The 20818-nt window shown below is 67.8% G+C and carries 23 protein-coding genes; 12 read left to right on the forward strand and 11 right to left on the reverse strand.

Features of this window, described 5'->3' with window-relative positions; translation table 11 throughout:
- Position 1: 1 nt before the first annotated feature.
- The 8 genes from GFK26_RS07345 (at position 2) to GFK26_RS07380 (ending at position 7491) form a co-directional block, all read left to right on the forward strand.
- Complete coding sequence (locus GFK26_RS07345; protein ID WP_153281420.1) at positions 2-1624, forward strand: FAD-dependent oxidoreductase; 1623 nt, start codon at positions 2-4, stop codon at positions 1622-1624.
- The gene (locus GFK26_RS07350; protein WP_153281421.1) at positions 1621-2748 is read left to right on the forward strand and encodes a saccharopine dehydrogenase family protein; all 1128 of its coding nucleotides are present in this window, start codon (positions 1621-1623) and stop codon (positions 2746-2748) included. Before GFK26_RS07345 ends, GFK26_RS07350 begins: the two co-directional genes overlap by 4 nt.
- Complete coding sequence (locus GFK26_RS07355) at positions 2745-3125, forward strand: DoxX-like family protein (RefSeq protein WP_153281422.1); 381 nt, start codon at positions 2745-2747, stop codon at positions 3123-3125. Before GFK26_RS07350 ends, GFK26_RS07355 begins: the two co-directional genes overlap by 4 nt.
- Positions 3122-3601, forward strand: coding sequence for a DUF2269 family protein (locus tag GFK26_RS07360; RefSeq protein ID WP_153281423.1), 480 nt, complete (start codon positions 3122-3124; stop codon positions 3599-3601). Before GFK26_RS07355 ends, GFK26_RS07360 begins: the two co-directional genes overlap by 4 nt.
- 69 nt (positions 3602-3670) lie before the next feature.
- Positions 3671-5023 carry an esterase-like activity of phytase family protein gene (locus tag GFK26_RS07365; protein WP_153281424.1) on the forward strand — a complete coding sequence of 451 codons (1353 nt, stop codon included), beginning with the start codon at positions 3671-3673 and terminating at the stop codon, positions 5021-5023.
- Between the two features lie 73 nt (positions 5024-5096).
- The gene (locus tag GFK26_RS07370; protein WP_322745835.1) at positions 5097-5486 is read left to right on the forward strand and encodes a DUF3649 domain-containing protein; all 390 of its coding nucleotides are present in this window, start codon (positions 5097-5099) and stop codon (positions 5484-5486) included.
- Entirely contained in the window at positions 5483-7144 is a 1662-nt protein-coding gene (locus GFK26_RS07375) for a PepSY-associated TM helix domain-containing protein (protein WP_153281425.1), read from the forward strand. Before GFK26_RS07370 ends, GFK26_RS07375 begins: the two co-directional genes overlap by 4 nt.
- On the forward strand, positions 7144-7491 hold the full coding sequence (locus GFK26_RS07380) for a DUF3325 domain-containing protein (protein WP_153281426.1): 348 nt from the start codon (positions 7144-7146) through the stop codon (positions 7489-7491). Before GFK26_RS07375 ends, GFK26_RS07380 begins: the two co-directional genes overlap by 1 nt.
- A 1-nt stretch (position 7492) precedes the next feature.
- Here GFK26_RS07380 and GFK26_RS07385 read toward each other — a convergent pair whose 3' ends face one another.
- From GFK26_RS07385 to GFK26_RS07395, 3 genes are read right to left on the reverse strand one after another with little or no spacing between them, the layout of a single operon-like run.
- Complete coding sequence (locus GFK26_RS07385) at positions 7493-8890, reverse strand: aminopeptidase P N-terminal domain-containing protein (RefSeq protein ID WP_153281427.1); 1398 nt, start codon at positions 8888-8890, stop codon at positions 7493-7495.
- Complete coding sequence (locus tag GFK26_RS07390) at positions 8887-9597, reverse strand: nucleotidyltransferase family protein (protein ID WP_153281428.1); 711 nt, start codon at positions 9595-9597, stop codon at positions 8887-8889. The genes GFK26_RS07385 and GFK26_RS07390 overlap by 4 nt, the downstream gene beginning before the upstream one ends.
- A 14-nt stretch (positions 9598-9611) precedes the next feature.
- A complete protein-coding gene (locus GFK26_RS07395; RefSeq protein ID WP_153281429.1) occupies positions 9612-10001 on the reverse strand; it encodes an S-adenosylmethionine decarboxylase family protein in 390 nt (129 codons plus the stop codon).
- Between the two features lie 146 nt (positions 10002-10147).
- Between GFK26_RS07395 and GFK26_RS07400 the strand changes: the two genes are divergently transcribed.
- Entirely contained in the window at positions 10148-12247 is a 2100-nt protein-coding gene (locus GFK26_RS07400; protein ID WP_153281430.1) for a transketolase family protein, read from the forward strand.
- A gap of 64 nt (positions 12248-12311) precedes the next feature.
- Positions 12312-13313: a type I glyceraldehyde-3-phosphate dehydrogenase gene (gene gap / locus GFK26_RS07405; RefSeq protein WP_099794203.1), complete on the forward strand. Its 1002-nt coding sequence runs from the start codon at positions 12312-12314 to the stop codon at positions 13311-13313.
- A gap of 70 nt (positions 13314-13383) precedes the next feature.
- Here the strand turns inward: gap and GFK26_RS07410 are convergent, their stop codons facing one another.
- From GFK26_RS07410 to GFK26_RS07420, 3 genes are all read right to left on the reverse strand, one after another.
- Positions 13384-13983, reverse strand: a complete 600-nt coding sequence (locus GFK26_RS07410; RefSeq protein ID WP_153281431.1) for a hypothetical protein — start codon at positions 13981-13983, stop codon at positions 13384-13386.
- 15 nt (positions 13984-13998) lie between these two features.
- A complete protein-coding gene (locus GFK26_RS07415) occupies positions 13999-14589 on the reverse strand; it encodes a hypothetical protein (RefSeq protein ID WP_153281432.1) in 591 nt (196 codons plus the stop codon).
- A 106-nt stretch (positions 14590-14695) separates the two neighbouring features.
- Entirely contained in the window at positions 14696-15004 is a 309-nt protein-coding gene (locus GFK26_RS07420; protein ID WP_153281434.1) for a putative quinol monooxygenase, read from the reverse strand.
- A gap of 227 nt (positions 15005-15231) precedes the next feature.
- Here GFK26_RS07420 and GFK26_RS07425 point away from each other — a divergent pair, with 227 nt between their 5' ends.
- Positions 15232-15522 (forward strand): YciI family protein, encoded by a 291-nt coding sequence (locus tag GFK26_RS07425; RefSeq protein WP_062473524.1) that lies wholly within the window; start codon positions 15232-15234, stop codon positions 15520-15522.
- 23 nt (positions 15523-15545) lie between these two features.
- Here the strand turns inward: GFK26_RS07425 and GFK26_RS07430 are convergent, their stop codons facing one another.
- Together GFK26_RS07430 and GFK26_RS07435 are read right to left on the reverse strand one after the other, a co-directional pair.
- Positions 15546-16628 (reverse strand): pirin family protein, encoded by a 1083-nt coding sequence (locus GFK26_RS07430; RefSeq protein WP_194274046.1) that lies wholly within the window; start codon positions 16626-16628, stop codon positions 15546-15548.
- Positions 16629-16774: 146 nt separating this feature from the next.
- Positions 16775-17191 carry a VOC family protein gene (locus GFK26_RS07435; protein WP_153281436.1) on the reverse strand — a complete coding sequence of 139 codons (417 nt, stop codon included), beginning with the start codon at positions 17189-17191 and terminating at the stop codon, positions 16775-16777.
- A 162-nt stretch (positions 17192-17353) separates the two neighbouring features.
- On the opposite strand from GFK26_RS07435, the gene GFK26_RS07440 reads away from it, so the two are divergent.
- A complete protein-coding gene (locus GFK26_RS07440; RefSeq protein WP_153281438.1) occupies positions 17354-18928 on the forward strand; it encodes a CYTH and CHAD domain-containing protein in 1575 nt (524 codons plus the stop codon).
- A 31-nt stretch (positions 18929-18959) separates the two neighbouring features.
- On the opposite strand, the gene GFK26_RS07445 is transcribed toward GFK26_RS07440, so the two are convergent.
- The 3 genes from GFK26_RS07445 to GFK26_RS34175 are packed head-to-tail and all read right to left on the reverse strand — an operon-like array spanning position 18960 to position 20729.
- On the reverse strand, positions 18960-19796 hold the full coding sequence (locus GFK26_RS07445; RefSeq protein WP_153281439.1) for a DUF6216 family protein: 837 nt from the start codon (positions 19794-19796) through the stop codon (positions 18960-18962).
- 18 nt (positions 19797-19814) lie between these two features.
- Complete coding sequence (locus GFK26_RS07450) at positions 19815-20291, reverse strand: FKBP-type peptidyl-prolyl cis-trans isomerase (protein ID WP_101490752.1); 477 nt, start codon at positions 20289-20291, stop codon at positions 19815-19817.
- 21 nt (positions 20292-20312) lie between these two features.
- The gene (locus GFK26_RS34175; RefSeq protein ID WP_228121940.1) at positions 20313-20729 is read right to left on the reverse strand and encodes a hypothetical protein; all 417 of its coding nucleotides are present in this window, start codon (positions 20727-20729) and stop codon (positions 20313-20315) included.
- Positions 20730-20818 lie beyond the last annotated feature (89 nt).

Raw genomic sequence — 20818 nt, forward strand, 5'->3', positions numbered from 1 at the left:
CATGCAACGGCGCGACTTCCTCGGCGTGGCGGGTGCAGCGGGCGCCCTGGCGTTGGCCGGCTGCGAGGCACCGCCGCCGTCCATCGACGGCGGCTTCACCGGTGTCGATGTCGCGCGCGGCCACGCCATGCGCGACGGCTCGCTCAGGTGGCAATCCCCGGCGACCGTCAAGCGCACCCGCGTCGTCATCGCGGGCGGTGGCGTGGCCGGTCTTGCGGCGGCGCGCGCGCTGCGCCTTGCGGGTATCGATGACTTCGCGCTGCTCGAACTCGAAGACACCGCCGGCGGCAACGCGCGCGGCGGCGCGGTCGGCGGCATCGCCTGCCCGCTCGGCGCGCACTACCTGCCCACGCCCGGCGACGACGCACACGAGGTGCAGGACCTGCTCGAAGAACTCGGCCTGCGCCGCCGCGTGGCCGGCCGCTGGACCTACGACGAGCGTCACCTCTGCCACAGCCCGCAGGAGCGCCTGTTCTTCCGCGGCGAATGGCAGGACGGGCTGCTCCCGGTGCATGACGTCGGCGATGCCACGCACGCCCAGTACCGCCGCTTCGCACAGCGCATCGACGCGCTGCAGCACGCCGCGCACTTCGCCATTCCCACGCTGCGCTTCGACGTCACGCCCGAGCTGCTCGCGCTCGACGCCGTGCCCTTCGCGGGCTGGCTCGACCGCGAAGGTTTTGACGACGCCCACCTGCGCTGGTACCTCGACTACTGCTGCCGCGACGACTACGGCGCCGGCATCGCGCAGGTGTCGGCCTGGGCCGGCATCCATTACTTCGCCAGCCGGCACGGCTTCCATGCGCCCGGCGATGCGAGCGGCAGCACCCATGACAGTGGCAGCGACACCAACCCCGATCGCGACGGCGTGCTCACCTGGCCCGAAGGCAACGGCTGGCTCACGAAGCAGCTCGCCGCGCCGCTGGGCGAGCGCCTGCACACCGGCCAGGTCGTCACGCGCATCGCCGAGTTGCGCGGCGGTGTCGAGGTCGACGCGTGGGATGCCGCATCGAAATCGATGGTGCGCTGGCAGGCCGAGCGCTGCATCGTCGCGCTGCCCGTCTTCATCGCCGCGCGCGTGGTGGAGAACCCGCCGCCGCTGTTGACCAGCGCCGCCGCGCATGTGCGCTATGCGCCGTGGCTGGTCGCCAACGTGCACCTGCGCGGGCCGCTGGCCGACCGCGTCGGCGCCGCGCCGAGCTGGGACAACGTGATCTACGGCACGCGCGGCCTCGGCTACGTCGATGCGCGCCACCAGACGCTCGACCCCACGCCGCGCGGCACCGTGCTCAGCTGGTACCGCCCGCTGGGCCCGAGCAGCTACGACACAGGCGACGGCCGGCAGCTGCTGCTCGAACGCCCGTGGACCGCATGGCGCGACGAGCTGCTGGCCGAGCTGTCGGTGCCGCACCCCGACCTGCCCGCGCTTGCCACGCGTGTTGAGATCACGCGCTACGGCCACGCCATGTCGATCCCGCGGCCCGGGCTGCTCGCGCAGATCGGCGCACACGGCGACCGCGTGGCCGCGGGCCGGCTGTCGTTCGCGCACGCGGACTGGTCGGGCTATTCGATCTTCGAGGAAGCGTTCACGCGCGGCCACATCGCCGGAGCCACCCTCGCATGAAGACGCTGGTGCTCGGCGGCTACGGCAACTTCGGCGCGCGCATCAGCCGCGCACTGGCGCAGGACGCGGGCATCGAGCTGTGGGTCGGTGGGCGCGACCTCGAGCGGGCCACGGCGTTTGCGCAATCGCTGGGCGGCCCCGTGCGCGGTGCGCGCGGTGTGCGCATCGATGCGCAGTCGCCCGATCTCGCGCAGGGGCTGGGCTTCCTGGGCGTGGACCTCGTCATCCACACCGCGGGCCCGTTCCAAGGCCAGGACTACCGCGTGCCGCAGGCCGTGGCGGCAGCCGGTTCGCACTACATCGACCTGGCCGACGGCCGGCGCTTCGTCTGCGACTTTCCCGCCGCGATGGACGCCGCCTTCCGCCGTGCAGGCCGCACCGCCGTGGCCGGCGCCAGCACCGTGCCGGCACTGTCGTCGGCGGTGGTCGATCACCTCGCCGCCGGTTGGCAAAGCCTGCGCAGCATCGACATCTGCATTGCGCCGGCACAGGGCGCACCGCGCGGCGAAGCCACGCTCGCGGGCGTGCTCGCCTACTGCGGCGCGCCGATCCGCGTCTGGCAGGGCGGCCGATGGACCGAGCAGCCCGGCTGGGCCCATCCCGCGAAGGTGCAGTTCGCCCGCATGAAGCCGCGCCGCGGCGCCCTGTGCGACATCCCCGATCTCGAACTCTTTCCAGCGCGCTACGCCGGCGTGCAGTCGGTCATGTTCCGCGCCGCGCTCGAAGTCGGCCTCACTCAGCACGCCTTCGCCTTCCTGGCCTTCCTGCGCCGTGCGGGCTTGTTGCGCGCGCCGCAGAAGCTGGCGCCCTTGCTGCATGCGACGGGCGGCGTGTTCGATGCGTTCGGCACCGCGCTGGGCGGCATGGTGGTGCGCGTCGAAGGCATCGATGCGCAGGGCGCCGTCGCACGCCGCGCCTGGCACATTGCGGCCGACGACAACCACGGCCCCGAGATTCCCTGCATGGCCGCGATCCTGCTGGCGCGCCGGCTCGCGCGCGGTGACGTGTTGCCGACGGGCGCGCATGCCTGCGCGGGCCTACTCACGCTGACTGAGTTCGACCCTGAGTTCACGCGCTGGGGCATGGTGACGGACGTGATCAACGAGGCACCGCCCGCGCCATGACACGCCCTGCCGACAACGACGACCGCCTGCTGCGCCTGAGCCTCGTCGCCGTCTGGCTCTTCACCGCCGTCGCCAGCATCGTCGAACTCGACGGCCAGAGCCGCCGTGTGCTGGCCGACGCAGGCATCGCCTCGCCGCCGTGGCTGGTGCAGTCGTTGATCGTCGGCTGCGCGATTGCCGACCTCGCGATCGGTCTGGCGCTGTGGTTGCGGCCCGGGCGCACTGTCTACCTCGCCGCCTTCGCGCTGATGCTGGCCATGACGCTCGTGGCGACCGTGCTGCAGCCAGGCCTGTGGCTGCACCCGCTCGGTCCGCTGCTTAAGAACCTGCCCATTGCCGCGCTGCTCTGGCATTTGTACCGGCGCGCCACGCCATGAACACCTACCTCGTCCTCAAGTGGCTGCACATCGTCTCCAGCGTGCTGATGGTCGGCACGGGGCTGGGGTCGGCCTTCTACATGTTCTTTGCCAACCGCAGCGGCAGCGTGCCGGCGCAGGCGGTGGTGAGCCGGCTGGTGGTGCGCGCCGACTGGTGGTTCACCACGCCGACGGTGATCCTGCAGCCGCTCACCGGCTTCGGGCTGGCGCACATGGCGGGCTGGCCGCTGTCGACGCCGTGGCTTGCGCTGTCGCTGGGGCTCTTCCTGTTCGCAGGGGCGTGCTGGCTGCCGGTGGTGTGGCTGCAGATCCGCATGGCGGCTCTTGCGGCGCACGCGCACCGCGAGGTGATGCCGCTGCCGCCGCTGTATCTGCGCTACCAGCGCTACTGGGAGCTGCTGGGTTATCCGGCGTTCGTGGCGATGGCGGTCGTGTTCTGGTTGATGGTGAACAAGCCGCAGTTGTCGTTCTCCTGAGCGGATGTCATGGCGGCGTCACGCCTGGCCGGCAAGGTCTCGCGTTTTCGACTGAAACCTTTCTCGCTCATGACGCGTCTCGCTCCCCTCTCTTTGATCGCCTTGGCTGCGGCCTTCGCCTGCAGCGGCGCTGTGGCCCAGACCGCTTTCCCCGCCACGCTCGCCGGCCACGCCGTGCTGCCCGCACAGAGTTTTGTCGCCGCACCGAAAGACGCACCGGCCGACCTGCAGGCCAGCGGCAAGTTCACGACCGGCAAGCGCGTCGAAGCGCTGGGCACGGTCGAAGGACTCTCGGCCGGTCGCGGCACGGGCGTGTCGGTGCCTTTCAAGGGCCAGCCGTTGCAGGGCCACTCGGGCATCAAGAAGATGGAAGACGGCTCGTTCTGGGTGCTGACGGACAACGGCGCCGGCGCGAAGGCCAACTCGCCCGACTTCATGCTCTACCTGAACCACTACAAGGTGGACTTCAAGAGCGGCAAGTTCAATCGCCTGAACACGATCTTCCTGCACGACCCCGACAAGAAGGTGCCGTTCCGCATCGTCCACGAAGGCACGAAGCAGCGCTACCTGACGGGCTCCGACTTCGACCCCGAGAGCTTCCAGTTCGCAGGCGGCGCGCTGTGGATCGGCGAGGAGTTCGGTCCCTTCCTGATCAAGGCCGACCTCAAGGGGAAGGTGCTCGCGGTGTTCGACACGCAGGTCGACGGCAAGGCCGTGCGCTCGCCCGACCATCCGGCCGTGACCACGCCGGGCGCACCGGGTGGCGCGGTCGATTTCCAGGTCAAGCGCTCCAAGGGCTTCGAAGGCATGGCCTCGTCGAAGGACGGCAGCAAGCTGTACGCGCTGCTCGAAGGCCCGGTGTGGAACGCCGAGACGAAGGACTACGAGAAGCTCGACGGCAAGGAGGCGCTGCGCGTGCTGGAGTTCGACGTGGCCTCTGAAAAATGGACGGGTCGCCACTGGAAGTACCCGCTCGAGGCCAACGGCCACGCCATCGGCGACTTCAACATGATCGACGGCACCACGGGCCTCATCATCGAGCGCGACAACGGCGAAGGCACGAGCGACAAGGCCTGCCCCGAAGGCCAGAAGCGCACCGACTGCTTCCACGACCTCGCGAAGTTCAAGCGCGTCTACAAGGTCGAGCTGAGCGATGCGAACGTGGGCGGCGCGTTGCGCAAGATCGGCTACATCGACCTGCTCGACATCGCCGACCCGAACAAGCTGGCGCGCAAGCCGCTGAACGACGGCGTGCTCAAGTTCCCGTTCTTCACGATCGAGAACGTCGACGTGGTCGATGCCACGCACATCGTGGTCGGCAACGACAACAACCTGCCCTTCTCCAGCAGCCGCGAGCCCAACAAGGCCGACGACAACGAGCTGGTGCTGCTCGAGGCCGGCGCGCTGCTGCAGGCGAAGTAAGGCGCACGGCGGCGCCCGCCTTTCAAGGCCCCGCGCGGGATGGGCGGGGGCGGGAAAAGCCTGGAAGATGAGTATGATTCTCATTCTCCAGGTTTTTCCTCTCCCTCTGTTCCATGAATTTCCGAACGACCTTGCACGCCGTGCGGCGCTCGTCGTGAGCGCCGGCGTGCGTTACCGGATGGGCGTGGCGTCGCGGGCCGTGGCCGCCATCGCGGGCGGCTACGGTGTCGCGGCGCTGTCGGCCGCCGTGCTCGCGCTGGGCCTGCCCGCCCTCTTCGGCATGGCGCGCAGCGAAGCCGCACTGACCGGCACGCTGGTCTCCTTCCTCGTCTACGCCGTGGCCGTGATGTGGGTCTTCGCGGCGCGCTCGGCGTGGCGCGCCTGGACCGGCCTCGCCATCGCGGCGGCGCTGCAGGGCCTGCTCTTGCTGCTGTGGACCCAGGGCGGCGGAGGCGCCGCATGAAGGACGGATTCCGCCAGTCGATGGCGTGGCTGCACACCTGGTCGGGCCTCTTGGTCGGCTGGGTGCTCTTCATGGTGTTCGCGGCCGGCACGGCGTCGTATTTCAAGGACGAGATCACCTTCTGGATGAAGCCGGAGCTGCATGCCATTTCGCACGGCAGCGTGACCCAATCGGTCGCGGCCGAGAACGCAGCGGCCTACCTGAACCGCAACGCCAGTAACGCGGCGCGCTGGTTCATCACGCTGCCGACCGCGCGCGAGCCCTCGGTCGGGGTGCTGTCGATCAAGCCGCCGCCACCGCCCGGTTCACCGCCGGTGGAACGGCGCCGCAGCTTCGACCGCGCCGCGCTCGACCCGGCCACGGGCCAGGCGATCACTGCGCCGCGCGAGACGCGCGGCGGCGAGTTCTTCTACCGCCTGCATTTCGACCTGCACTACATGCCCGCGATCTGGGCACGCTGGATCGTCGGCTTCTGCGCGATGTTCATGCTGGTGGCCATCGTCAGCGGCATCGTCACGCACAAGCGCATCTTCAAGGACTTCTTCACCTTCCGTCCGAAGAAGGGCCAGCGCAGCTGGCTCGACGCGCACAACGTCACCGCCGTGCTCGCGCTGCCGTACCACGCCATGATCACCTACACCGGGCTGGTCACGCTGATGTTCATGTACATGCCGTGGGGGCCGCAGGTGGCCTACAAGGCGCACGGCGGCACCGACACCTTTTTCGCCGAAGCCTTCCCGGGCGGCGCGCGCACGCAGGTCAAGCCCTCGGGCACCAAGGCCGCGCTGGCGCCCCTCGCACCGATGGTGGCGCAGGCCACGGCCCACTGGGACGGCGCGCCCGTCGGCCGCATCGTGGTGCACCAGCCCAACGACGCCTACGCCGTGGTCTCGATCGCGCGGGGCGAGAGCCGGCAGTTGTCGTACGAGCAGCCCTCCATGCAGTTCAACGGCACGACCGGCGCGCTCATCGGCACCTTCGGCGACGTGCCCAAGGCCGCGGCCGAGACGCGCGGCGTGCTCTACGGTTTGCACATCGGCCGTTTTGCCGATCCGCTCCTGCGCGCGCTGTTCTTCGTCTCGGGCCTCGCAGGCTGCCTGATGGTGGCGACCGGCCTGCTGCTGTGGGCCGTGAAGGAGCGCCAGAAATACGCCAGGACGCTCAAGCAGGGCGGGCGCATCGGCTTCGGCCTGCGGCTGGTCGACGGGCTGAACCTCGGCGCGATCGCCGGCCTGCCCGTGGCCATGGCCGCCTTCTTCTGGGCCAACCGCCTGCTGCCGGTCGATGTCGCCGGCCGCAACGAGGCCGAGATCCGCTGGTTCTTCATCGTCTGGGGCGCCACCGCCGTGCTGGGCCTGCTGCGCCCGACGCTGCGGATGTGGCAGGCGCAGCTCGCGCTCGGTGCCCTGCTGTTCGCGCTGCTGCCGGTGCTCAACGCCTTCACCGGCCCCGCGCCGCTCACGGTCAGCCTGCGCAGCGGACCGAGTTCGGTGGCGGGCTTCGACCTCGTGGTGATCGCGCTCGGCGTGGGGCTCGCGGGCGCGACCTGGCTGGTGGAGCGCAAGCGCCGCAAGGCTTTGGCGGCGCCCAAGAAGGTCGTCAAGTCGTCGCCACCGACCGAGCTTGCCGCTTCGGCTGCAGCAGGACAAGGATCGTGATGCCGCTGCTCGGACTGGTGTTCGCGGCCTCGCTGGCCGGCTTTTGCGCGCTGAGCCTCGCGATGGACCGCCACAGCGAAGACGTCTTCGGCCGCGGCAGCACGCCGGGCGCCTGGCGCCGATGGCTGCAGCTCGGCGGGACGGCGCTGCTGTGCCTGTCGCTGTGGGCCAGCCTGGAGGCGGCGGGCGGATCGGTGGGGTGGGTGTTGTGGCTCGGGGCGTTGACTGCGGCGGCGCTGGCGACGGTCGGATTGCTGAGCGGGTTGCCGCATCGCTTTCCGCGCATCGCTGCGGGCGCGGCGGTGCTCGCGATCGGGCAGGCGCTGTTCTGCGCGCTGCCCGTCTGACTCACCCCCGCATCAACGCCTCGATCTCATCCGCCTTCACCGGCACGCCCCGCGAAATCAGTTCGCAGCCCGTGGCCGTGACGATCGCGTCGTCCTCGATGCGGATGCCGATGTTGTGGAATTTCTCGGGCACGCCCTCGCCGGGCCGCACGTAAATGCCGGGTTCCAGCGTCAGCACCATGCCCGGGTGCAGGATGCGGCTCGGGCGGTTCTTGATGAGTTCGTTCGACAGCGGGTCCTTGCGCTCGCTCACCTCGCCCACCTGCGTGGGTTCGACATAACTGCCGCAGTCGTGCACGTCCATGCCCAGCCAGTGGCCAGTGCGGTGCATGTAGAACTGGAAGTAGGCGCGCGAGTCGATCACGTCGTCGACGCTGCCGACCTTGTTGCCGTCGAGCAGGCCCAGGTCGAGCATGCCCTGCGCGAGCACCTTCACGGCGGCGTCGTGCGGGTCGTTGAAGCGGTTGCCGGCCTGGGTGGCGGCGGCCGAGGCGTCCTGGCTGGCGAGCACCAGGTCGTACAGCGCGCGCTGCGGGCCGCTGAACTTGCCGTCGGCGGGGAAGGTGCGGGTGATGTCGCTGGCGTAGCCGTCGAGTTCGCAACCGGCGTCGATCAGCACCAGCTCGCCCTTGCGCACGGGCGCGGCGTCGGCGCGGTAGTGCAGCACGCAGGCGTTGGCGCCGGCCGCGACGATGGAGCCATAGGCCGGGTACTGCGAGCCGCCCAGGCGGAACTCGTGCAGCAGCTCGGCGTCGAGGTGGTACTCGCGCACGTCTTTGCCCTCGCGCAGCATGCGCGCCGACAGCTGCATGGCGCGGATGTGGGCGCGGGCGCTGATCTGCGCGGCGCGACGCATGATGTCCTGCTCGTGCGCGTCCTTGACCAGGCGCATCTCGTCGAGCGGGCCGCACAGGTCGCGTTGTTCCTCGGGGCACAGCGCGCCGTAGCGCACGCGTGCGCGCACCGACTGCAGCCAGCCGTCGATGCGGGTTTCAAGGCCCTTGTGGGTGGCGAAGGGGAACCACACGGTGGCGCGGTTCTCGAGCAGCTTCGGCAATTTGGCGTCGAGGTCGTTGACCGAGAAGGCCTCGTCCACGCCCAGCGCGGCGGGCGCGGCGTCGGGGCCGAGGCGGTAGCCGTCCCAGATCTCGCGTTCGAGGTCTTTGGGCGCGCAGAACAGCGTGGCGCGGCCGTCGCCTGCCAGCACCAGCCAGGCATTGGGCTCGGTGAAGCCGGTCAGGTAGTAGAAATAGCTGTCGTGGCGAAACAGGAAGTCGCTGTCGCGGTTGCGCTGGCGCTCGGGCGCGGTCGGGACGATGGCGATGCCGTCCTTGCCCAGTTGCGAAGCGAGGCGCGCGCGGCGCTCGGCGTAGATCGTGGCGGTGTCTGCGGAGGTCATCTTGGCGTGTTCAGTTGGGCAAGCCGTTCGGGAGTTCCCACGTCGGTCCAGGGAGCGGTGTAGAGCTCGGCGCTCACTTGTTCATTGTCCATCGCCGCGCGCAGGATCGGAGCCAATGGGGCCTTGATGCCGTCCGGGTTGCCCGCCGGGATGCTGCAGTACGGCGGCGCAAACAGCGCGGCGCGGTACAGGCCGATGGTCGAGAAGGTGTATTTGTCGGCCGCCTGGTTCAGCGCGAGCCCGTCAGCCGAGAGACCGAAGTCGCCCTTGAGGTTGTGCGCCGGGTTCGGCACCAGCCACAGGTGGGCGAGCTTGCCGCCGGCCAAGAAGCGATCGACGGCGGCCTGGGTGAAGCGGAAGTCGGGCGCGAACACGTCGCCGGCCGCGACCCAGAACACCTCGCCCAGCAACGGCAGTGCGCGCACGATGCCGCCGGCCGTTTCGAGCGCGCCGCCGAAGTCGCGGCCTTCGTCGGAATAGGAGATGGACAGCGCGCCATGCCCCTCCAGCAGAGGGTTTGCACCGAACCGGGCGGCGACCTGCGCGCCGAGCCAGTCGGTGTTGACCACCAGGTCGGTGAAGCCGCCCTCGGCCAGTGCTTCCATCGGCCACTGCATCAGCGGCTTGCCGCGCACCTCGAGCAGGGGCTTGGGGCGGGTGTCGGTCAGCGGTCGCATGCGTTCGCCGCGGCCGGCGGCCAGGATCATCGCGCGCACCCCCATCACCGCACCGACCCGGCCACACGCCCACGTTGCAGCTCGTTGCGTTCGCTGTGGCGGGGCTGGAACAGTGCCACCAGGCAGGCCATCAGCGCATGCGCCTTGGCCGAGTGGTCGGCGCCGAAGTTGCAGACGTACACGTCGAGCGTCACGCCGCGCTGCTCAGGCCAGGTGTGGATGCACAGGTGCGATTCGGCCAGCAGCAGCGTGGCCGTCACGCCGCCCGGGCCCTGCGGCGTGGCCGGAAAACCGTGGACCAGCTTGCCCACGGCCTGCAGCCCCGCAGCGGCCACGGCCTTGGTGCAGACCTCGCCGAGCGCGCGCCCGTCGGTGAGCCATTGGAGGCCGCATTGGCAGTCGTGGAGATCGGCGGTGAGGTGCAGCCCTTGCATGGGGGGCAACTCTAGCAGCGTGCCTGCGACACAAGAGAGCATCAGCGGGGTGTTGGCCCTGTATCGAGGCCGGGCGCGGCTCGCCCGGTAAAATCTCGGGTTCTCCCGTATCCCCACCCACCCTTTTCCCCGAAAGCCCACTGCCCATGGCAAACCAAGCCCTGATGGCCAACGCGATCCGCGCGCTGGCAATGGATGCCGTTCAACAAGCAAATTCCGGACATCCGGGCGCACCGATGGGCATGGCCGACATGGCCGTCGCCCTGTGGGGCGAGCACCTGCGCTACAACCCCGCCAACCCGCACTGGTTCGACCGCGACCGCTTCGTGCTGTCCAACGGCCACGCCTCGATGCTGATCTACGCGGTGCTGCACCTCACGGGCTACGACCTGCCCCTGGCCGAGATCAAGAACTTCCGCCAGCTGCACAGCAAGACCGCCGGCCACCCTGAAGTCGACGTCACCCCCGGCGTCGAAACCACCACCGGCCCGCTGGGCCAGGGCATCACCAATGCCGTGGGCTTCGCGCTGGCCGAGAAGCTGCTCGCTGCCGAGTTCAACCGCAAGGACCTGGCCATCGTCGACCACCACACCTACGCCTTCCTGGGCGACGGTTGCATGATGGAAGGCATCAGCCACGAAGCCTGCGCCCTGGCCGGCGCCTGGCACCTGAACAAGCTGATCGCCCTGTACGACGACAACGGCATCAGCATCGACGGCCAAGTCAAGCCCTGGTTCATCGACAACACCGAAGAGCGCTTCAAGGCCTACGGCTGGAACGTCATCGGCCCGATCGACGGCAACGACGCGAAAGAAGTGGCCAAGGCCATCGCCAAGGCCAAGAAGGAAGCGACCCAGCCCACGCTGATCGTCTGCAAGACCACCATCGGCAAGGGCAGCCCGAACCGCGCCGGCACCGCCAAGGCGCACGGCGAGGCGCTCGGCGCCGAAGAAATCACCCTCACGCGCGAAGCCATCGGCTGGCCGTCCCCTGCCTTCGAAATCCCGGCCGACGTGTACGCCGACTGGGACCACAAGGCCGAAGGCGCCAAGACCGAAGCCGCCTGGAACGACACCTTCGCCGCCTACACGGCCGCGTACCCCGAACTCGCCGCCGAGTTCACGCGCCGCATGAAGGGCGAGCTGCCCAAGAACTTCCACCAGGTCGCATTCGACACCGTGGTCGCCGCCCACACCAAGGGCGAAACCGTGGCCAGCCGCAAGGCCAGCCAGCTCGCACTCGAGGCCTTCACGGCCGCGCTGCCCGAAATGCTCGGCGGCAGCGCCGACCTCACGGGCTCCAACCTCACCAACACCAAGAGCACCGCCGCGCTGCGCTTCGACGCCAAGACCGGCGCCGTGGTCATGAACGTGCCGGCCGTGGAACCCAAGCAGGGCGCCGAAGACGAGGCCGCACCCGCGCCCGTCGAGCCGCCGCACGGCACCATCGGCCGCCACATCAACTACGGCGTGCGCGAATTCGGCATGGCCGCCATCATGAACGGCGTGGCGCTGCATGGCGGCTACATCCCCTATGGCGGCACCTTCCTCACCTTCAGCGACTACAGCCGCAACGCCATCCGCATGGCCGCGCTCATGAAGCGCCGCGTGGTGCACGTGTTCACGCACGACTCCATCGGCCTGGGTGAAGACGGCCCGACGCACCAGTCGATCGAGCACGCCGCCTCGCTGCGCCTCATCCCGAACCTGGACGTCTGGCGTCCGGGCGACACGGCCGAAACCGCCGTGGCCTGGGCTGTGGCACTGCAGAACGCCACGCGCCCGACCGCGCTGCTGCTGAGCCGCCAGAACATCGCCTACGCCGCCAAGAGCGACCTGGGCGACATCAGCCGCGGCGCCTACGTGCTGTCCGAGCCCGAGAACGTCGGCCTCAAGAACAAGAAGACGGCAGCGGTCATCATCGCCACCGGCTCCGAAGTGCAGCTCGCACTGGCCGCCCAGAAGCTGCTGGCCGACAAGAAGATCGCCGTGCGCGTGGTGTCGATGCCCTCGACCACCACCTTCGACCGCCAGGACCTGGCCTACAAGAAGGCCGTGCTGCCCAAGAAGATCCCGCGCGTCGCGGTCGAAATGGGCTGCACCGACGGCTGGTGGAAGTACGGCTGCGCGGCCGTGGTCGGCATCGACAGCTACGGCGAGTCGGCCCCCGCGCCCGTGCTGTTCAAGCACTTCGGTTTCACGGCGGAGAACGTGGCCGCCACCGTGGAAGCGGCCCTGCGCGACTGAGCGTCGCGCGGTTCGTCCGCTTCCCGTCCGATCAAAAAGTTTTTCAACCTTAGGAGCAAGTCAGATGGCTATCAAACTCGGTATCAACGGCTTCGGCCGCATCGGTCGCAACGTGCTGCGCGCAGCCGTGCAGAACTTCAAGAACGACATCGAAATCGTTGCCATCAACGACTTGCTCGAGCCGGAATACCTGGCCTACATGCTCCAGTACGACTCGGTGCATGGCCGCTTCAAGGGTGAAGTCACGGTCGAAGGCAACACGCTGATCGTGAACGGCAAGAAGATCCGCCTGACGCAAGAGCGCGACCCGTCGCAGCTCAAGTGGAACGAAGTCGGCGCCGACATCGTGCTCGAATCGACCGGCCTCTTCCTCACGAAGGAAACCGCGCAGAAGCACATCGATGCAGGCGCCAAGAAGGTGATCCTGTCGGCCCCCTCGAAGGACGACACCCCCATGTTCGTCTACGGCGTGAACGACAAGAAGTACGCCGGCGAAGCCATCATCAGCAACGCCAGCTGCACCACCAACTGCCTGGCCCCGCTGGCCAAGGTGCTGAACGACAAGTGGGGCATCAAGCGCGGCCTGATGACCACCGTGCACGCGGCCACCGCCACGCAGAAGACCGTCGACGGCCCGAGCAACAAGGACTGGCGCGGCGGCCGCGGCATCCTGGAAAACATCATTCCCTCGAGCACTGGCGCTGCCAAGGCCGTGGGCGTGGTGATCCCCGAGCTCAACAAGAAGCTCACGGGCATGAGCTTCCGCGTGCCGACCTCCGACGTGTCGGTGGTCGACCTCGTGGTCGAGCTCGAGAAGGAAGCCACGTACGCCGAGATCTGCGCCGAAATGAAGGCACAGAGCGAAGGCGCGCTGAAGGGCGTGCTGGGCTACACCGAAGACAAGGTCGTCGCCACCGACTTCCGCGGCGACCCGCGCACCTCGATCTTCGACGCCGAAGCCGGCATTGCCCTGGACAGCACCTTCGTGAAGCTCGTGAGCTGGTACGACAACGAATGGGGCTACTCGAACAAGTGCCTCGAGATGGTGAAGGTCGTGTCGAAGTAAGACTTCGCGGCCTCCATAAAAAACGCGCCCTCGGGCGCGTTTTTTCATGGGCGAATGGTCGTCGAGCCGCTCAACGCAGCTTCTCGTTGCGCCGGATCTCGCTGCTGAGCTGCGCGGTCATCCGCGTGGCCGCGCGTCGTGCGGCCAGCCCGTAGTCGCCGTTGAACTCGCCGAACTCCGCCGTGCCGTTGCCGACCGCGCGCACGCGCGTGACCTCGGCGCCCGCGGTGTCCGTCACCACGCAGGCCACCTCGGCGGTGAACGCGGTGGGTGGCCAGGTGATCCATGAGGACGAGCTCGAATCGGTCTTGATCCGCGGCGTGAACACGAGCGAGATGCCGGCCGCCTCGTTGGCCTTGGCATCGCCGGCGGTGCGCAGCACGACCACGTTGCGGTAGACGCCGCGCAGCGCATCGCGGATCGACTTTTCGAGGTCGCGGTACGGGTAGTAGCTCACGCGGTCGCCGCTGCCGCCGGCGGTGATCACCTGCAGATCGCGTTGCGCATCGGTCATCACGTAAGCCACCTTCTTGGGAATGAGGTGGGCCGTCGACCGCGGAGGTGCGGTCTCGGTGATCATCGTGATCGGGTGGGCGCAGCCCGCCAGCAGCACGATGGTTGCGAGGGCTGCGGCCAGCCGGGGCATCGCAGAAGAAAAAAGAAACGACATGGTGCTTCTCCGGCCTTACTGCGCAGACGGCGCAATGGCCGCGACGAATTGCGGGTCGGCATACACCTGCCGCAGCAGCGCCCGCACCAGCCGCGGGTACGCGGCCTGCCCGGCGGGCACGGCCACGATGTTGGCGTAGCTCGAATCGAAGGCGATCTCGCCGCGGTAGGTCTTGCGCAGCCTCTGCGCGGCGTTGCGCGTGACGGTGACTTCGACGTCCATGCGGCCGGAGCCGTTGACCACGCCCAGGTCGAGTTCATTGACGAGGATGCGCGCCGCGATGCGGGTTGGGGCCTTGGGGTCGTAGACCGAAATCTCGCCCAGGTCGCGCATCAGCGCGTCTTCGAGGTACTGGGCGAAGGTGCCGCTGGGCGACACCAGCCTGGCACGGCGCAGGCGCAAGGTGTTGACGGTGTCGTTGGGGTCGGTCGGCTGCACCTTGCCCACCGCGACCTTGCCGGGGTTGTGGGCCTCGAGCCGGTCGAGCGCCTCGTAATCGGCGGCATAGGGCGGCGCGCCGAGTTGTGCGCAGCCCGTGGCCAGGGCAGCCAGCAGGAGCGCGCCCATGCGCCAGCGCAGACCCAGCGGTCTGAAGACGATCGCCATGTATTGATCCTCCCCTCGTCCGAGATGAGATGTCTTCTTCTCCCCGGCGCGAGGGTAGCAGGCATCGCACCGCGCGCGAAGGCGGCGGCCGCGCGACGCGGCGAATTCAGACCGGCTCGAGCACGTGGATCAGCTTGCTCTCGGTGAACTCCCGGGTCTGGGCGCTGAAGGCCGCCATGTGCGGCGCGACCCCGTGGGCCTGCAGCGCAGGCAGCGAGGCCCACTTCTCGATCACCACGAAAGTGTCGGGCCCGAAGCTGGCCTTCGACGGCGGAACGCCCTGCGCGTCGATCGTGGCCCCGTACTCGATGCAGCCCTCTTCGGCGAGCACGGCGGCGCGGTTGGCGATGAAGGCTTCGAGCAGACGGGCGCGCTGGCCGGGCTTGGCGGTGATGACGGCAACGACTTGGATCATGGAACAGGGTCTCCGTTGAAGTGAGGTGGTGATGCGGTGAAGGGAGCCACCGAATCTACGAGATCGCGCGCCGCCGCGCAGGTCCGGTGGGCGACAAGGCCGCCGCTCGGCCACCGCATGCACACGCCGCATGCGACACAGTTACCCGCGAGACACACTCTCGCCCCGCCACTGTCGCGCCGAGGTCATAGGATCAGGTCTTCTTCCGCATCGACCAGCCTTTTGCCATGTTCATCGTCACCCTGACCTACATCCGCCCGCTCGAGGAACTCGACGCTCTGATGGATGCGCATGTCACCTGGCTCAAGAAGCACTACGCCAGCGGCCTGTTCGTGGCCTCGGGGCGCCAGGTGCCGCGCAAGGGCGGCGTGATCCTCGCGCGCTCGGGCGACCGCGAGGGGCTCGAAGCGGTGCTCGCACGCGACCCCTTCGTGCAAGGTGGCGTCGCGCGCACCGACGTGATCGAGTTCATCCCCAGCATGACCGCGCTGAGCGTCGAGGTGCTGCGCGGCTACTGACGCCGCGCAGTTTCAGCGGCAGATCAAGCCCCCGGCACTTCCTCGCGCCCGTCCGGATGCCGTGCAAAGCGCGCGGCCTCGGCGCCGTGCACCGGCGCCGGGTCGGCCCAGGGCCAGCCACCAAATTGCGTGCGGCGGTAGTCGGCCATCGTCTGGCTGATCTCGGCCTGCGTGTTCATCACGAAGGGGCCGTACTGCGCCACCGGCTCGCCGATCGGGCGGCCCTGCATCAGCAGAAACTCGCCGTCGCCCTCGGGGCCGTTGCACAGTTCCACGGCCGCGTCGGCGCGCAGCTCGATGGCCGCCGGCCCGTCCACGCGCCGGCCCGCCACCTGCGCGGTCGCGCCCTTGAAGAAATACAGCATGCGCCGCGTGCCTTCGCCGGTGGCGGGCGGCAGTGTCCAGCGCGCGCCGGGCGTCATGCGCAGCGTCCAGATCGCGAGGTCGGCACCGGCCTGCGCGGCCCATGAATCGGGCGGTGGCGCGAGCGGGTCGATGGCGGCTTGGGCCAACGCGCTATCGCCGCTGAAGCGCCCGGCGATCACCGCCACCTCGGTGCGGCCGCCCTGCGCGTCGTCCGAGGCGAAGCGCGGGATCGCCTCCGACCAGAACATCGTGAAGTGGGGATCGACCATCTTGTTCTTTGCCGGCAGGTTGAGCCAGATCTGGAACAGCTCCAGCGGGTTCGGCGCCGTGGCGTCGAGCAGCGGGAACATCTCCGAATGCACGATGCCCTTGCCGGCCGTGAGCCACTGCACATCGCCGCCGCCGAAGCGCGCCGTGGCGCCCAGCGAATCGGAATGGTCGACCAGGCCCTTGCGCACGATGGTCACCGTCTCGAAGCCGCGGTGCGGGTGCGAGGGAAAGCCCGGTACCGTTTCGCCGTGGTACATGCTCCAGCCGTCTTTGCGGCTGAAGTCCTGGCCGATCTGGCGGCCGGCCAGCGAGGCCTCGGGGCCCATGCGGCCGTTGGCCTTCGGGTACGCGTCGTCGTGGTAGACGCAGAACAGGAACGGGTCCAGCGTCTGCCACGGGAAGCCGAGTGGCTGAACCTGGACGATGGGAGACGGGCTGCTCTTGCTGCTGCTTTCGTTGCTGTCGGACATGTCGGGACTCCTGGGTGGGGTGGGCACGGCCGCCATGCGGGCCGTGCCTGAACCAGGAATATCGGGGCGCCGCCGCCTTTCGGTAGGTGCCTTCCGCGCAACGATCAAGAGCGCATATGGAACGATGGGCATCGTCCGGGCCGGTGTTACTGCGCGGGCATCTCGGCGTTCGGGTCCATGTAGACCAGCTCCCACAGGTGGCCGTCCAGGTCCTGGAAGCCGTGGCCGTACATGAAGCCGTAGTCCTTCGGCTCGCTCGGCGTCGTGGCGCCCGCGGCCACCGCCTTGGCGACCAGGTCTTCGACCTCGGCGCGGCTCTCGCACGACAGGCACACCAGCACCTCGGTGCTCGTGCGGGTGTCGGTGATGGCCTTGGTCGTGAACGTCTTGAAGAAGTCTTCCATCAGCAGCATCGCGTGGATGCTGCCTTCGTGGATGACCATGCAGGCGGCGTTGGCGTCGGTGAACTTCGGGTTGAAAGTGTAGCCCAGCGCGCCGAAGAACGCCTTGCTCTTGTCGAGGTTCTTGACGGGGAGGTTCACGAAGATCTGTTGGGTGGCCATGGTGTCTTTCCTGTGTCGATGAAGGTGAAAGGGGTGTTTGCCGACGTCTTGTGTACGCCGTCCACAAAAGATATCAAAGAAAATGGACGGTGTCCACATGATTTTTTGAGCCTCCGGAATCGGCCGGCACCACGTCGCTGAGGGAGAAGAAGAGCGGGCATCATGAACACCATGGAAATCGAGTTCAAGTTCTGCATCCCCCCCGACCGCCTGAAGGCCGTCGATACCGCATTGCGGCGCGGCGCCGTCGTGCGCACGCGCCTGCAAGCCCGCTATTTCGACACCGCCGACCAGCGCCTCGTCGCCGACGGCATGGTGCTGCGCCTGCGCAAGGAGGGCCGGCGCTGGGTGCAGACCGTCAAGGCCGCCGGCGACAACGCGCTGCACCGGCTCGAGCACAACGTCGACCTGGGCACCGGCGCCGCCGCGCCCGCCATCGACCCTGCGCGCCACGCCGGCACGCCCGTCGGCGAGCGGCTGGCCCGCCTGCTGCAGCCAGCCGATGGCAATGCGGTGCCGCTGGTCGAACGTCAGTCGACCGACATCGTGCGGCTCACGCGCGACCTGCGCGTGAGCGGCCCGGGCGGCGCCGTCGTCGAGATGGCGCTCGACGTCGGCAAGGTCGTCGTGCACGCGGGCACGCCGGCGCAGCGCACCTCGCCCGTGTGCGAGCTGGAGCTCGAACTCAAGAGCGGCGACGTGCAGGGGCTCGTGGCGCTCGCGCGGCGCTGGTCGCAGCAGCACGGCCTGTGGTTCAGCACCGTCTCGAAGGCCGAGCGCGGCATGCGCCTGCTGGCCGAGCAGGAGACCGTGCCCGCCGTCAAGGCCGAAGCGCCGCGCTTCCCGGCCCACGGCCTCGATGGCCGCACCCTCCAGCAGGCCGTGGTCGCGTCGTGCCTGGGCCAGATGCTGCCCAACGCCAGCGAGATCGCCGCAGGCAGCACCGACGAAGAACAGATCCACCAGCTGCGCATCGGCATCCGCCGCCTGCGCACCGCGCTGCGCGAATTCGCGGGGCTCGACGCCGACACGAGCCGCTTCGACGCCGCCACCTGGGAGCCGCCGCTCGTCGACGCCTTCCGTGCGTTGGGCGATCTGCGGGATCGCGAACAGGTCGTGAAACTTGCGCAGCCGCTGCTGCGCGAGGCGGGTGCGCCGGAGGTCGATCCGTTGGCGGGTGATGCCGACGACAGCGCAGCAGCGTCGGCACTGACACCCGGCGACATCGTGCGTGCCGCGGCGTTCCAGGACGTGCTGGTGTCGCTGATCGGCTTCACTGCCGCCACGCCGTCGTCGACGGGGTCTGCGCCGTTGGCCGCCGACGAGGCCCGCCAGCTGCTGCGCGAACGGCTCCAGCGCCTGCACAAGCAGTCGGTGCGCGACGGCGAGCGTTTCGAATCGCTCGCCACCGAACACCAGCACCGCGCACGCAAGCGGCTCAAGCGTTTGCGCTACCTGGCGGAGTTCGTCGCGCCGTTGTTCGTGGAGACGGACGGCGGCAAAAAGAAGAAGGACGCGGCCGAGCGCTACCTGAAAGCCTTGCGCCCCGCACAAGACGCGCTGGGCGAGTTCAACGACGAGGCGGTGGCGCTCGCGCTGTACCGCGAGGTCGCATCGCGCGACCCGCGCGCGTGGTTTGCGGTCGGCTGGTTCAGTGCGCGCCGCGCAGGGAGGGCGACGGCGTGCCGCAAGGCGCTGGAAGAGATCGGCGAGGCGCCGAGGTTCTGGAAGAAGTGACGGTGTTGCTGTCGCACCGTCGGCGCTGACATCAGGTCGAGAGGCCCAGGCTCAGCTGGGCGCCCGGCACGGCTGGGTCGATCTGCCTTCCTGCGAGTTTCTTGGCGGAAGCTCCAGCGACCCATGAAAAGAAGCTCATCCAGAACAGCACGGCACTCACGCCGAACAGCTTGACAGACGACCAGAATTGATCGGCAAGCGTGCGCTTGAGAAAGGCATCGGCGCCGCTGTCCGTGAGGATCGTGCAAAGGATGCCTACTTCCTGCTCAGTGAATCCACTTCGTTGCGCGTTGGCGCTGGGAGGGCGTGTGCAGTCCGTGGCCTTCAACGATTTGGGGCCAAAAGGAAGGATCGAACCGAGACTCCCGACCTGTGTGGACGTCGCAAAGAAATGCCGCTGTGTCGCGTTGAGGGTCATGACGGTTCGGTCGAGAAACAGACTGCCGAAACTCAGCGCGGCGACAAGCAGCCACCAGAACAGTCCTGCGGCCCTCAGCTTTTGAGTGAAGCTCGACGGAAGCTTGTCTACTTTGACCTGCCGGGCGTCCGGATCGAAGAAATCACCGCACAGGCGCAGACGGTACATCTGCACATCATTCAGCTTCGTCCAGCGAATGAGTTCATGGGCCTTCTCGAGCGAGGAAACGGGAACGCCCGCCAGGATCCGAAACGAGATGAAGCTCGCCTCTTCCTCGGCGAACGCCCGGACTTCGGGGTCGGCAATTTCTTGCTTCCCACGAACAAACTGCCAAAGCCGGTGAACGACGACCTGCCGTGATCCTGCGCGCAGGATCGCCCAGACAAACGCAAACGCAATCAGGGCTGGCGGCAGGAGGCCCAGAAATCCGGAAACACTGGTGAGCTCCATCGGGTGCGCGGCTGCGTCTTAGTGATGGTGCCCATGCGCCCCATGCACATGCCGATGCTCAATCTCCACCGGCAGCGCCGCGCGCACGTCCGTCACCTGCAGGCTGAACTTCAGCGCCTTGCCGGCCCAGGGGTGGTTGCCGTCGAGCAGCACGACCGGGCCTTTAATCTTGGTCACGGTGAACACGTGCTCGGTGCCGTCATCGAGCCGGCCCTGCAGCTGGCCGCCGACCTTCACGCCGGGCGGGAACTCGGTCTTGGGAATGGTGCGCACCAAGGCTTCGTCGCGCAGGCCGAAGGCGTCTTCGGGGGCGAGGTTCAGCGTGGTCTGGAAGCCCTTTTCCTGGCCGTCGAGCGCTTGCTCGATCTTGGGCAGGGTGTTCTCGTAACCGCCATGCAGGTAGGCCATCGGCTCGGGGCTGGCTTCGATGAGCTTGCCCTGGGCATCGGCGACTTTGTACTTGAGGGTGACGACGGTGTCTTTTTCGATTTTCATAGTTGATGGTACGGCTTAAGCTTAACTTTGATAGGAATCAAGGGAGTCAAAGTGTCGCGCAAGATTTGACAAAACATCGCTCGCTTTAAGTCCGCTAATGGATTGGCATATCGAATCCAAAGACTTGACCCAGAATGCTCCCGTTCTGGGGTTGCACAGCCCAATGCGGTCAAATTCCAAAGATCCACTGGCATATGCCAAGGTTGAATAAACCAGTAGTTGCCGTATGTCGGAAATTCGAAACGCTCTGGCGCCCGCTTTTATTTCATAAAGGCAGCCTGAGGAGATTATGTCACCCTCGGCTGCGCCGAGTATTCCGCAACCAAGAAATTTCGGGCGAAGTACGTCGCCAGGTTTTGCTGGAAAGGTGTCTAACAAATTGCTGGCGATCGCAGAGGCTTCTTGAATGCAAGTTGCGCTTACGTCTGAAGCGTCCATTGCGCTCGGATAAGTAAATCTATTTATGTAGGCAATTGTGCTTGGGATCGAATTGTCTATAGCGTTGATGATGGATGTTCTACGCTTTG

This window comes from Variovorax paradoxus, from assembly GCF_009498455.1.
Taxonomy (GTDB): domain Bacteria; phylum Pseudomonadota; class Gammaproteobacteria; order Burkholderiales; family Burkholderiaceae_C; genus Variovorax; species Variovorax paradoxus_H.

Coding starts and splice junctions, on each gene's coding strand:
- gap (WP_099794203.1), top strand. CDS start 12,312: ATGGCTATCAAACTCGGTATCAACGGCTTCGGCCGCATCGGTCGCAAC.
- GFK26_RS07345 (WP_153281420.1), top strand. CDS start 2: ATGCAACGGCGCGACTTCCTCGGCGTGGCGGGTGCAGCGGGCGCCCTG.
- GFK26_RS07415 (WP_153281432.1), bottom strand. CDS start 14,589: ATGGCGATCGTCTTCAGACCGCTGGGTCTGCGCTGGCGCATGGGCGCG.
- GFK26_RS34175 (WP_228121940.1), bottom strand. CDS start 20,729: ATGGACGCTTCAGACGTAAGCGCAACTTGCATTCAAGAAGCCTCTGCG.
- GFK26_RS07430 (WP_194274046.1), bottom strand. CDS start 16,628: ATGTCCGACAGCAACGAAAGCAGCAGCAAGAGCAGCCCGTCTCCCATC.
- GFK26_RS07450 (WP_101490752.1), bottom strand. CDS start 20,291: ATGAAAATCGAAAAAGACACCGTCGTCACCCTCAAGTACAAAGTCGCC.
- GFK26_RS07375 (WP_153281425.1), top strand. CDS start 5,483: ATGAAGGACGGATTCCGCCAGTCGATGGCGTGGCTGCACACCTGGTCG.
- GFK26_RS07355 (WP_153281422.1), top strand. CDS start 2,745: ATGACACGCCCTGCCGACAACGACGACCGCCTGCTGCGCCTGAGCCTC.
- GFK26_RS07425 (WP_062473524.1), top strand. CDS start 15,232: ATGTTCATCGTCACCCTGACCTACATCCGCCCGCTCGAGGAACTCGAC.
- GFK26_RS07410 (WP_153281431.1), bottom strand. CDS start 13,983: ATGTCGTTTCTTTTTTCTTCTGCGATGCCCCGGCTGGCCGCAGCCCTC.
- GFK26_RS07445 (WP_153281439.1), bottom strand. CDS start 19,796: ATGGAGCTCACCAGTGTTTCCGGATTTCTGGGCCTCCTGCCGCCAGCC.
- GFK26_RS07435 (WP_153281436.1), bottom strand. CDS start 17,191: ATGGCCACCCAACAGATCTTCGTGAACCTCCCCGTCAAGAACCTCGAC.
- GFK26_RS07370 (WP_322745835.1), top strand. CDS start 5,097: ATGATTCTCATTCTCCAGGTTTTTCCTCTCCCTCTGTTCCATGAATTT.
- GFK26_RS07360 (WP_153281423.1), top strand. CDS start 3,122: ATGAACACCTACCTCGTCCTCAAGTGGCTGCACATCGTCTCCAGCGTG.
- GFK26_RS07400 (WP_153281430.1), top strand. CDS start 10,148: ATGGCAAACCAAGCCCTGATGGCCAACGCGATCCGCGCGCTGGCAATG.
- GFK26_RS07350 (WP_153281421.1), top strand. CDS start 1,621: ATGAAGACGCTGGTGCTCGGCGGCTACGGCAACTTCGGCGCGCGCATC.
- GFK26_RS07385 (WP_153281427.1), bottom strand. CDS start 8,890: ATGACCTCCGCAGACACCGCCACGATCTACGCCGAGCGCCGCGCGCGC.
- GFK26_RS07420 (WP_153281434.1), bottom strand. CDS start 15,004: ATGATCCAAGTCGTTGCCGTCATCACCGCCAAGCCCGGCCAGCGCGCC.
- GFK26_RS07380 (WP_153281426.1), top strand. CDS start 7,144: ATGCCGCTGCTCGGACTGGTGTTCGCGGCCTCGCTGGCCGGCTTTTGC.
- GFK26_RS07365 (WP_153281424.1), top strand. CDS start 3,671: ATGACGCGTCTCGCTCCCCTCTCTTTGATCGCCTTGGCTGCGGCCTTC.
- GFK26_RS07440 (WP_153281438.1), top strand. CDS start 17,354: ATGAACACCATGGAAATCGAGTTCAAGTTCTGCATCCCCCCCGACCGC.
- GFK26_RS07390 (WP_153281428.1), bottom strand. CDS start 9,597: ATGATCCTGGCCGCCGGCCGCGGCGAACGCATGCGACCGCTGACCGAC.
- GFK26_RS07395 (WP_153281429.1), bottom strand. CDS start 10,001: ATGCAAGGGCTGCACCTCACCGCCGATCTCCACGACTGCCAATGCGGC.